At 65.4% G+C, this 11,086-nt stretch carries 10 protein-coding genes; 9 read left to right on the plus strand and 1 reads right to left on the minus strand.

What is annotated here, in order from left to right:
• Nucleotides 1-2 precede the first annotated feature (2 nt).
• The 6 genes from DTPSY_RS12975 to accD all read left to right on the plus strand — a co-directional run bounded on the left by DTPSY_RS12975 (nt 3) and on the right by accD (nt 7,303).
• A complete protein-coding gene (locus DTPSY_RS12975; RefSeq protein ID WP_015913944.1) occupies nt 3-2,660 on the plus strand; it encodes a motility hub landmark protein FimV in 2,658 nt (885 codons plus the stop codon).
• A 70-nt stretch (nt 2,661-2,730) separates the two neighbouring features.
• The gene (gene truA / locus DTPSY_RS12980) at nt 2,731-3,555 is read left to right on the plus strand and encodes a tRNA pseudouridine(38-40) synthase TruA (protein ID WP_015913945.1); all 825 of its coding nucleotides are present in this window, start codon (nt 2,731-2,733) and stop codon (nt 3,553-3,555) included.
• Complete coding sequence (locus DTPSY_RS12985; protein WP_015913946.1) at nt 3,552-4,295, plus strand: phosphoribosylanthranilate isomerase; 744 nt, start codon at nt 3,552-3,554, stop codon at nt 4,293-4,295. Before truA ends, DTPSY_RS12985 begins: the two co-directional genes overlap by 4 nt.
• The gene (gene trpB, locus DTPSY_RS12990; RefSeq protein WP_015913947.1) at nt 4,296-5,564 is read left to right on the plus strand and encodes a tryptophan synthase subunit beta; all 1,269 of its coding nucleotides are present in this window, start codon (nt 4,296-4,298) and stop codon (nt 5,562-5,564) included.
• Complete coding sequence (gene trpA, locus DTPSY_RS12995; RefSeq protein WP_015913948.1) at nt 5,561-6,370, plus strand: tryptophan synthase subunit alpha; 810 nt, start codon at nt 5,561-5,563, stop codon at nt 6,368-6,370. Before trpB ends, trpA begins: the two co-directional genes overlap by 4 nt.
• Before the next feature lie 60 nt (nt 6,371-6,430).
• The gene (gene accD / locus DTPSY_RS13000; protein ID WP_015913949.1) at nt 6,431-7,303 is read left to right on the plus strand and encodes an acetyl-CoA carboxylase, carboxyltransferase subunit beta; all 873 of its coding nucleotides are present in this window, start codon (nt 6,431-6,433) and stop codon (nt 7,301-7,303) included.
• Between the two features lie 78 nt (nt 7,304-7,381).
• Here accD and DTPSY_RS13005 read toward each other — a convergent pair whose 3' ends face one another.
• On the minus strand, nt 7,382-7,930 hold the full coding sequence (locus DTPSY_RS13005) for a YggT family protein (protein ID WP_015913950.1): 549 nt from the start codon (nt 7,928-7,930) through the stop codon (nt 7,382-7,384).
• Between the two features lie 85 nt (nt 7,931-8,015).
• On the opposite strand from DTPSY_RS13005, the gene DTPSY_RS13010 reads away from it, so the two are divergent.
• From DTPSY_RS13010 to DTPSY_RS13020, 3 genes are read left to right on the plus strand one after another with little or no spacing between them, the layout of a single operon-like run.
• On the plus strand, nt 8,016-8,663 hold the full coding sequence (locus DTPSY_RS13010) for an LON peptidase substrate-binding domain-containing protein (protein ID WP_015913951.1): 648 nt from the start codon (nt 8,016-8,018) through the stop codon (nt 8,661-8,663).
• 6 nt (nt 8,664-8,669) lie between these two features.
• Nucleotides 8,670-9,773: a glycosyltransferase family 4 protein gene (locus DTPSY_RS13015; protein ID WP_015913952.1), complete on the plus strand. Its 1,104-nt coding sequence runs from the start codon at nt 8,670-8,672 to the stop codon at nt 9,771-9,773.
• On the plus strand, nt 9,770-11,083 hold the full coding sequence (locus DTPSY_RS13020; protein WP_015913953.1) for an exopolysaccharide biosynthesis polyprenyl glycosylphosphotransferase: 1,314 nt from the start codon (nt 9,770-9,772) through the stop codon (nt 11,081-11,083). The genes DTPSY_RS13015 and DTPSY_RS13020 overlap by 4 nt, the downstream gene beginning before the upstream one ends.
• Nucleotides 11,084-11,086: the final 3 nt, after the last annotated feature.

An 11,086-nucleotide genomic window follows, 5' to 3' on the forward strand; every position in this document is an offset into this window, starting at 1 on the left:
ACATGCATCGCTGGAAATTTTCTGTCCTGGCCACCGCGGCCATCCTCTCGGCTGGTCTTTACACCACCGATGCAAGTGCTCTCGCCCTGGGCCGCGTGAATGTCCAGTCGGCGCTTGGCGAGCCCCTGCGCGCGGAAGTCGAACTGCCCCAGATCACTGCTGCCGAGGCCGAATCGCTGCGCGTGAGCACCGCCAGCCCTGAAGTTTTCCGCAGCCAGGGCATGGAATATTCCCCCGCTGCGCACAGCGTGCAAGTGCAACTGCACCGCCGCACGAATGGCTCCATGGTGCTGCGCTTGAGCAGTACCCGCCCGGTCAACGATCCCTTCGTGGATTTGGTTATCGATGCGACCTGGAGTTCCGGCCATATCGTGCGTAGCTACACGATGCTGTTCGACCCGCCGGCGAGCCGCCCGCAGGCGGCGGTGACCGCCGCACCTCAGGTAACGTCACCCCGTGCCGCGGCAACTGCGCCGCGCACCCCCGCCACCACCGCGGCGCCCGCGCCTGTCGCACGCCCAGCAACCCCTCCCGCACCCGCCGTTGCTGGCCGTCCCACCCCCGCAGAGGCACCCGCGTCCGCTGGCGTTGACGAGATTCGCGTGCGCCCCGGGGATACGGCCGGCCGCATCGCGGAAGCCCATCGCCCCGCTGGCGTCTCGCTGGACCAGATGCTGGTAGCAATGATGCGCGCCAATCCGGACGCGTTCGTCAACAGCAATGTGAATCGTCTGCGTTCCGGCGCAGTGCTGCAGATGCCTAGCGAAACGGAGGCGCAAGCCACGGACGCCACCGAAGCTCGCAAGATCGTCGCCGCGCAAAGCCGCGATTTCAATGAATTCCGCCGCCGCATGGCTGCGACAGCGCCCAAGGCCGAGGTTGCGGCCGCAGAGCGCTCCGCGCGCGGCACTGTGCAGACCCAGGTGGACGAGAGCAAGCCCGCCGCTGCCGGCCCCGATAAGCTCACTCTCTCCAAAGGCAGCGTTCAGGCCCAAAAGACCGAGGAGCAGATGGCCCGCGACAAGCAGGCCGAACAGAACAGCGCCCGCATGGCGGAGCTGTCCAAGAACATCTCGGACCTGAACCAGCTCAGCGGCGCCTCCGCGCCAGCCGGCGCTGGCGCAGCTGCGCCAGGAGCCACGGCGCCTTCCGCCCCTGCCAGCCAGCCGGCGGTGGCAGTACCCGCCGCCGGGGGGCTGCCCGCGCCCGCTACCGCGGCTGCAAGCGCCGACATGAGCACTGCTACGGCAGAAGCTGCCGCACCAGCGCCCGAGGCCTCTGCCGCCGAGGCGGCTGTTCCCGCCGAAGCAGCATCTCAGGCCTCTGCCGCAGCACCCGCTCCCGCCACCGTGGCCCCGCGTCCAGCCCCCCAGCCCGTTCCCTACGAAGAGCCCAGCTTCCTGGATGCCCTCACGGAGGACCCGCTGCTGGCAGGAGGCGCGCTGGCGCTCGTACTTGCGTTGCTGGGCTATGGCGGCTACCGCGTGGTCCAAAGCCGCCGCAACCAGGGTGCCCTGGACAGTTCGTTCTCGGAAAGCAGCCTGCAGCCGGATTCCTTCTTCGGCGCCAGTGGCGGTCAGCGTGTGGACACGGCCAACAGCGAACTCACGACCGGCTCCTCGTCCATGACCTATTCGCCCAGCCAACTGGATGCCGGTGGCGATGTGGATCCGGTGGCGGAAGCCGACGTCTACCTCGCCTACGGCCGTGACCTGCAGGCGGAGGAAATTCTCAAGGAGGCCCTGCGCCACCATCCGGAGCGCGTCTCCATCCCCGCCAAACTGGCCGAGATTTATGCCAAGCGCCAGGACCGCAAGGCGCTGGAGTCCGTCGCCAACGACGTGTTCAGGCTCACCAACGGCCAGGGGCCCGACTGGACCCGCGTGTCCGACCTGGGCCGTACGCTCGACCCCGAAAATCCGCTGTACCAGCCCGGTGGCCGTCCTGCCGTTGCCGCCAGCGCCACAGCAGCCGCTGCATCGACCGCGGCCTTTGCAAGTACGCTGGGCGCAGCAACTGCTCCCGCGGCACCCACGGGCGGACCGGACTCTGTGCTGCCAGACCTCGATCTGGACTTGGATCTCGATCTGCACGAAGCACCGTCGGCTCCGGCCCCGGCGCCAAGCACGTTTGCCATGGCCGCAGCCAACAACACCGCCGCAGCCGCGCCGGTAGTGCCGGCCGCCCAGGCGCCCGTCCCGTCCCTGGATCTGGGCGACCTGGAACTACCCCAGGCCTCCTGGGACGAGCCAGCGGTGACGCCGCAGGCGACGACAGAGCCCGACGTGCAAAGCGAGCCTCTTCCGTTGAACCTGGACGATGACTTGTCCCTGATGGACTCCGGCGTCGCCCCCCTGACCAGCCGCGACGCGAAGGCCGCCACCTCGGAATCCCTGGAATTCGACCTCGGCGATCTGTCGCTGGACCTTGACACCCCCACGGCGGCCGTTCCCGTCGCGCCCTCGGTCGCCGCCAAGGCAGCGTCCTCCGCTGCCGACGCGCTGCCGGACGACCCTCTGGCCACCAAGCTCGCACTGGCGGAAGAGTTCAACACCATTGGCGACAGCGAAGGCGCGCGGGCCCTGGTGGAAGAGGTCATCGCCGAATCGTCCGGTGAGCTGAAGGCCCGCGCCCAGCGACTGCTCGCCGAACTGGGCTGATGTTCATGCGGCGGTGGGCACGCGGCCATTGCCGCGCTGACGTGCCATTGCCCTCCGAAAGGAGCATCCGATGAGGATGGCCCTGGGCGTCAGTTACAACGGCCAGGCGTACAACGGCTGGCAGAGTCAGCCCTCTGGCAACACGGTACAAGACCGTCTGGAAGCGGCCCTGGGCCGCTTTGCCACGCAGGAGGTGCACACGATCTGTGCCGGGCGCACCGACGCCGGCGTGCACGGGCTGATGCAGGTGGTGCACTTTGATACGCAACTCCAGCGTGCGCCGTTTTCCTGGGTCCGCGGCACCAACACCTTCCTGCCGACGGACATCGCCGTGCAGTGGGCGCAACCCGTTCCCGATGCCTTTCATTCCCGCGCCTGCGCCGTGGCCCGGCGCTATGCCTACGTGTTGCTGCAGTCGCCCGTACGCCCTAGCGTCGATGCCGGGCGCGTGGGTTGGGTGTTTCATGCCCTCGATGAGCAGGCCATGCACAGGGCCGTGCAGCATTTGCTGGGCGAGCATGACTTCACGTCCTTTCGCGCCTCGGCCTGCCAGGCCAAGTCGCCGGTGAAGACATTGCACCGCATCGACATCACACGCCGGGCTCCGCCAGCGGGCGAGTCCACCGGCACCCACGGGTGTATCCCCTGCTACTGGCGCTTTGAATTCGAAGGCAATGCGTTCCTGCACCACATGATCCGCAACATCATGGGCTGCATCGTCGCCATTGGCCAGGGGCTGTATCCGCCCGAATGGATGCGCACGGTGCTGGAGGCGCGGTCGCGCGACGCGGCTGCTCCTACCTTTTCGCCCGATGGCCTGTACTTCCAGGGCCCGGTATACGGCGCGGAATGGGGCCTGCCGACGCGCACGGCTGCGTATGATTGGCTGCCATGAGCAGTCCGACCGCAGCACAGACCACCCCCGTCCACTCCACCGCGCGCACACGCATCAAGATCTGCGGCCTCACGCGCGAGCAGGACGTGGACGCGGCCGTCGCCAGCGGTGCCGACGCCGTCGGCTTCGTGCTCTATCCCGCGAGCCCGCGCGCCGTCACCCCAGAGCGCGCAGCGCAACTGGCCCGGCGGCTGCCGCCCTTTGTCACGCCAGTGCTGTTGTTCGTGAACGCCCATGCTACTGATGTGATAGCTGCCTGCGCTGCTGTACCGGGCGCGACAGCGCAATTCCATGGTGACGAAACGCCCGAGGACTGCCTGCGCTCCAGCGACGGGGGCCGCATTCCCTTCCTGCGCGCCGCGCGCATTCCCCTGGGCGAAGGTGCGGCACGGTTCGACCTCGTAAAATACGCCCACGATCACTCTCACGCCCGCGCCATCCTGCTCGACGCCCATGTCGAGGGCTATGGCGGCGGTGGCAAGGCATTCAATTGGTCACTCCTTCCAACAAACGTCGACTGTCATCTCGTTTTGTCTGGTGGACTCACGCCTGCAAACGTGACCGATGGCATACGGCAAGTGCGCCCGCGTTGCCGGGCGCTGGCCGTTGATGTCAGTTCCGGCGTGGAGGCCACGGGCCCCGATGGTCTGCTCCTGAAGGGGATCAAGGACGCCGGCAAGATCGACCGCTTCATCGCCGCCGTACGCGCGGCCGATGCGGCACCAGTTCCTTATTTGTAAATGCCTGCATATACCCAACCCGATGCTTCGGGCCATTTTGGCCCCTATGGCGGCAGCTTCGTCTCCGAGACGCTGACGCACGCCATCAATGAACTGCGCGAAGCCTATGCGCGCTACCAGAACGACCCGGAGTTTCTCAAGGAATTCCACTATGAGCTTGCGCACTTCGTGGGCCGCCCCTCGCCGGTTTACCACGCGGCGCGCACCAGCCGCGAGATGGGCGGCGCGCAGATCTACCTCAAGCGCGAAGACCTGAACCACACCGGCGCACACAAGATCAACAACGTGATCGGCCAGGCCATGCTCGCCAAGCGCATGGGCAAGCCGCGCATCATTGCCGAGACCGGCGCCGGCCAGCACGGCGTGGCCACCGCCACCATCTGCGCGCGCTATGGCCTGGAGTGTGTGGTGTACATGGGCGCCGAGGACGTCAAGCGCCAAAGTCCCAACGTCTACCGCATGAAGCTGCTGGGCGCCACCGTGGTGCCCGTCGAGTCGGGCAGCAAGACGCTGAAAGATGCGCTCAACGAGGCCATGCGCGACTGGGTGGCCAACGTGGACAACACCTTCTACATCATCGGCACCGTGGCCGGCCCCCACCCCTATCCCATGATGGTGCGTGACTTCCAAAGCGTGATCGGCAAGGAATGCCTCACGCAGATGCCCGCCATGCTGGCCGAACAGAAGATCGCCGCCGAGCAACCCGACGCCGTCGTGGCCTGCGTGGGCGGTGGCAGCAATGCCATGGGCATCTTCCACACCTACATCCCGTTCGAGAAAACCCGCCTGATCGGCGTGGAAGCCGCAGGCGAAGGCCTGGACAGCGGCAAGCATTCCGCCAGCCTGCAGCGCGGCTCCAGTGGCGTGCTGCACGGCAACCGCACCTTCATCCTGCAAGATGAGAATGGCCAGATCACTGAGACGCACAGCATCAGCGCCGGCCTGGACTACCCCGGAGTGGGCCCCGAGCACGCCTGGCTGCAGGAAATCAAGCGAGCCGAGTACGTGGGCATCACCGATACGGAAGCGTTGGAAGCCTTTCACTACCTGTGCCGCACCGAGGGCATCATCCCGGCCCTGGAATCCAGCCACGCCGTGGCCTACGCGCTCAAGCTCGCCAAGACCATGACGCCCCAGCAATCCATCCTTGTGAACCTGTCCGGCCGCGGCGACAAGGACATCGGCACCGTGGCCGACCTGTCTGGCGTGGACTTCTACGACCGTCCTTCCATGCGCGGGTTGACCGTCAAGGGAGGACCCGCCGCATGAGCCGCATCGCTGACACTTTTGCAGAGCTGCAGTCCAAGGGCCGCAAGGCGCTCATCCCCTACGTCACAGCAGGCTTTCCCTTCGTCGACATCACACCGGCCCTGATGCACGGCATGGTCGAGGCCGGCGCCGATGTGATCGAACTGGGCGTGCCCTTTTCCGACCCGATGGCCGACGGCCCCGTCATCCAGAAGGCGGGCGAGAAGGCCCTGGCACTGGGCGTGGGCCTGGCCCAGGTGCTGGAGATGGTGCGCAGCTTCCGCCTGCGCAACAGCACCACGCCCGTGGTGCTGATGGGCTACGCGAATCCGGTGGAGCGCTACGAGCAGCGCCACGGCAAGGGCGCCTTCGCCCGCGACGCGGGCGAAGCCGGCGTGGACGGTGTGCTGATCGTGGACTACCCGCCCGAGGAGTGCGAGCAGTTCGCCGCCGACCTGCGCGGCCACGGCATCGACCTGATCTTCCTGCTGGCACCTACCTCCACGGCGGAACGCATGCAGCAGGTGGCTCGCGTAGCCAGCGGCTACGTCTACTACGTCTCACTCAAGGGCGTGACCGGCTCCGGCGCGCTGGACACGGCCGCCGTCGAGGCCATGCTGCCGCGCATCCGCGAGCATGTGAAGATCCCCGTCGGCGTGGGCTTTGGCATTCGCGATGCCGCCACCGCGCAGGCCATCGGCCGCGTGGCCGATGCGGTGGTCATCGGCAGCCGCATCATCCAGCTCATCGAAGACCAGCCCCATGAGAAAGTGGTCGGCATCACCGTGGACTTTCTGCGCGGGGTGCGCAAGGCGCTGGACGCATAATAACGGCCCTGCGCGCCGGCCACGGCCCGTGCGCAGCCGCGATCTGAACAGAGGAAACCTATGTCCTGGCTCGAAAAACTCCTGCCCTCCAAAATCCAGCAGACCGACCCTACCGAGCGTCGCCAGATGCCCGAGGGCCTGTGGATCAAGTGCCCGAGCTGCGAGAACGTGCTCTACAAGACTGATCTGGAGCACAACGAAAACGTCTGTCCCCAATGCGGCCACCACCACCGCATCAGCGCCCGTGCGCGGCTCAACGCCTTCCTGGACGGCGAGGGACGCTATGAGATCGGCCAGGAAGTGCTGCCGGTCGACGCTCTCAAGTTCAAGGACAGCCGCAAGTATCTCGAACGCCTGAAGGAAGCCTTGGAGAACACCGGCGAGACCGACGCGCTCATCGTCATGGGCGGCGCGGTCAAGAGCATCAACGTCGTGGTGGCCTGCTTCGAATTCGATTTCATGGGCGGCTCCATGGGTTCCGTGGTGGGCGAGCGCTTCGTTCGCGGCGTGGAAACCGCCATCGAGCAGAAGGTGCCCTTCATCTGCTTCACCGCCACGGGCGGCGCACGCATGCAGGAAGGCCTGCTCAGCCTGATGCAGATGGCCAAGACCAATGCGGCCCTCACCCGTTTGGCCAAGAAAGGCCTGCCCTACATCAGTGTGCTGACCGACCCTACCATGGGTGGCGTGTCGGCCGGCTTCGCCTTCGTGGGGGATATCGTGATCGCCGAGCCCAAGGCACTGATCGGCTTTGCCGGCCCGCGCGTGATCGAATCCACCGTGCGCGTCACATTGCCCGAGGGTTTCCAGCGCGCGGAGTTCCTGCAGACCAAGGGCGCTGTGGACTTCATCTGCGACCGCCGCGAACTGCGCCAGACCGTGGCGCAATGCCTGTCCATGCTGCAGCGCCTGCCGGCCGACGCGATAGCCTGAACCACGGGCATCAAAAACAATAGCTGCTAGCGCTTGCTGGACGGGCGCTAGCAGCTATTTTTATTGAGAACAATGTCGCTACATCATGACGCTGGCCTGCAGATGCCCCAGCACGATCATCACGACCTGCAGCAGCACCAGCACCACCAGCGGCGACAGGTCCACCCCGCCCAGTAGCGGCAGAACACGGCGCACGGGGCGCAACAACGGCTCGCACAGGCGGGTGATCACATCGCTGATGGGCGATCGCGTTTGCACCCACGAGAGCACGGCATAAACGATCAGCAAGCCCATCAGTCCCGACACGGCCACGCGCGCCAGGCCAAAAAGCGCCATCCACGGCAGCCAGGCCAGTCCCATCCCCCCGCCCACCAGAAGCCACAGCAGCAGATACTGGACCAGTTGCAGCAGCAGCGCCGCCGCAAGGCAAGACAGATCCCACCGCCCCGCCGACGGAACGAGTTTGCGCAGTGGCAGCACCAGCCAGTCGCTCAAGGCAAACACGAGACGGCCCACGGGATTGGCAAACGACACCCGCTGCAGCTGCATGTACAGCCGCAACAGGCAAGCCCCGGTAAGCAGGCCGCTGGCAACGTCGAGGAGAAAAGACAGAATTTGAAACAGCATGGCCGATTAGCAAATAGGTCGACCCCGTTGCAGTGCGCCGCACACGGGTTCAACGTGGGATGATAGCGACGCTACGCATGCCGCCATGTCCGATCCCCTCACGCTGACCTCCCTGCCCCTGTTTCCGCTCAACACCGTGCTGTTTCCCGGTGGTGTTCTACCGCTGCGTGTGTTCGAGGTGCGTTACCTGGACATGGTGCGCAAATGCCACCGCGCGGGTGCCCCCTTCGGCGTCGTGGCCCTGGCCCGCGGCCATGAGGTGCGCCAGGCGGGAGCCCTGCCGGAAAGCCTATACAGCGTCGGCACATTGGCCATGATCGAGCATTTAGAAGAACTGCAAGCGGGGCTGATGCACGTACGTTGCCGGGGGATCGCCCGCTTTCGTGTCGTGCGCCAACAACTGCTGCCCCACGGGCTGTGGACCGCCAATGTGGAACAGATCCCTTGCGACACGCCGGTCCAAGTTCCCCCAGACTTGCAGCGTGCAGCTAGCACACTCACGCAGGTGTTGTCGTCACTGCGCGAGCAGGCGGCAGGAGCAGCCGGGGGACCAGCCGCACACGCACAGCCCTCACGCACAGATCTCCAAGACTGCGGTTGGCTTGCCAATCGCTGGTGCGAGTTATTGCCCATTCCGTTGGAACTCAAGCAGCAGCTCATGCAACTGGACAACCCGCTGGTGCGGCTGGAGCTGGTGAGTGACATCCTGGAACGTACCGGCATTTCTGGCTAGCGTAGCATGCAGGCCAAACTGAAGGTGATGCAAGTGATCACCAAGGGCGAACGAGGAGGTGCCCAGACCCATGTGCGCACCTTGTGCCAGGCTCTGGCCTCCCGCATCCATTTCAGCGCTGTCATTGGCGGCACGGGTCCCACGCCGCTCGAAAGCGACCTACACACGCTGGGACTGCCGATTTACCGCCTGCCAAGTCTGCGCAATTCGCTGGCGCCTTGGCATCTGTTCCGTTCGGTACTGCAACTGCGCGCTCTGATCCGCGAGCACGAACCCGACATCTTGCACGCGCACAGCGCCGTATCGGGCGTAGTCGCACGCCTGGCGGGCAGACTGTGCCGCAAGCCCGTGATCTACACAGTGCATGGCTTCGCTTTCAAACCCGAAGTACCCCGGGTACGCCGCACAGTGGCGTGGTGCTGTGAATGGTTGCTGGCGCGTTGGACGGAGCACATGGTGTGTGTATCGCAGCACGAGCGACAACTTGCCCGAGGTTTGCCGATTCGCGCTGACCGGCTGACCGTCGTACCCAATGCCATAGAAAACAATAGCCAACGCGCTCAGCCTGGGCTGGAACCCGTGCGCGTCGCCATGGTAGCCCGGCTGGCCGCACCCAAGCGCCCCGACCTGCTCCTGCATGCCCTGGTCCGGCTGCGCGATGGCCTGGGGCATGAGGTAGCGGCCAGTTTCATCGGCGATGGCCCGGATCGCACGGCCTTGCAGGCGCTGGCATCCGGGTTGGGCTTATTTCAAGTGAGTTTTGTGGGCGACGTGGATGACGTGCCCCAGCGCCTCGCGCAGCACCACCTTTTCGTGTTGCTGTCTGACCACGAAGGTCTTCCCATCTCCGTGATCGAAGCCATGCGGGCGGGGCTGCCCGTCGTGGTCAGTCGACTGCCTGGGATGGCGGAATTGCTCCCCTCCGAACAATACGGATTCCTGGTGTCCAATGACGTGGAGGCCATCGCTCAAGCCATGGAGCGCCTAATCCGCAGCCCCGCGCTGCGCGAGTACATGGGCCGAATGGCCCGCCGCCATTACGAAGAACATCATGCCCCGGAACGCATGGCGTCGGCCATACTCGCCATCTACACCCAAGTCCGTGCATGACCCAGCCTGTTGTCACCTCCCGACCCTGCGCCGAACCCGACCCGGCACGGCGTGATGGCGCGCTGTTGTGGTGGAGCCTGCTCGGCCTGTTGCCTCAAGCGCTGGGTTACGCCATAGCGCACAAGATGCAACACGCAGGCTGGGTCACACCGCTGTTCCCCGCCACCGTGCTGTGGTGTGCGGTGTCCTACCTGTTGGCAACACGCTGGCTGCACCAGGGTGCCCATCTACCGCCGCGGGAGCAGGGTGGCTTTTTGCTGGTGGTGATCACGGTGGCCTTTCTGCTCACCCCGTTGGGCTTTGCACTGCTGCAAGCGCCCTATTCGCGCGGCGCCGTATTGATGGCCTACATGCTGGCCTTGGCTTGGCTGCTGTGCGGGCATGCGCTGTGGGGGACCCGTCGTACGCTGCACCTGGCCTACGTGGATGCCGACTTACCCTACGTCCTGCGCCAAATGCTGCGCCCGCAGGAGCAAGGCGATGACCGACTGCGCCTGACCAGCTGGGTGGCCGGACTACCAGCGCGAAAACAGCGCGTAGCCGTGGACGGTGTGGTGCTAGACCGGCTGGCTGATCCCGACCCGCAACGCCAACAATGGATCAGCGAGCTCAAACTCCAGCGCATCCCTCTCTACAGCGCAGAAGCGGCAGCGGAAATGCTGTCGGGCCGCAAAATCACCGGGACGCTGGGCGAGCAAGATCTATGGCAACTGACCAATTACCCTGCTTACGACATCGCCAAGCGCATGCTGGACTTGGGCCTGACCCTCATCACGGTGCCGCTATGGGTTCCGCTGTGTATGGCCGCGGGGCTGGCAGTGAAGTTCGATTCACCCGGCCCCATGTTGTACTCGCAGCAGCGCATGGGTCGCCACGGACGCAGCTTCCGCATATGGAAGCTGCGCAGCATGCGTCACGAGCCTGCCAGCCACATCGTTCAGTTCGCCAAACAGCAGGACGACCGTATCACGTCAGTTGGCCGCTTCATCCGCCGCACGCGGCTCGATGAACTACCCCAGCTCTGGAACGTACTGCGCGGAGAAATGAGCCTCATCGGCCCCCGTCCCGAGCAGGCAGAGTTCGCGCACCACTTTGCCGCAGCCATGCCCGCCTACCCCTACCGCCACTTGATGCGCCCCGGTCTCACGGGCTGGGCGCAGGTGCAGCATGGCTATACCGATAGCGCCGAGCAGACCGCTATCAAGCTGAGCTATGACCTGTATTACGTGACGCACTGCTCCATGGCTCTGGATCTGCTCATTGCCTACAAGACGGTGCGCACGGTGCTCACAGGTTTCGGAGCGCGCTAGTTG

It is taken from the genome of [Acidovorax] ebreus TPSY, from assembly GCF_000022305.1.
GTDB lineage: Bacteria > Pseudomonadota > Gammaproteobacteria > Burkholderiales > Burkholderiaceae_C > Diaphorobacter > Diaphorobacter nitroreducens.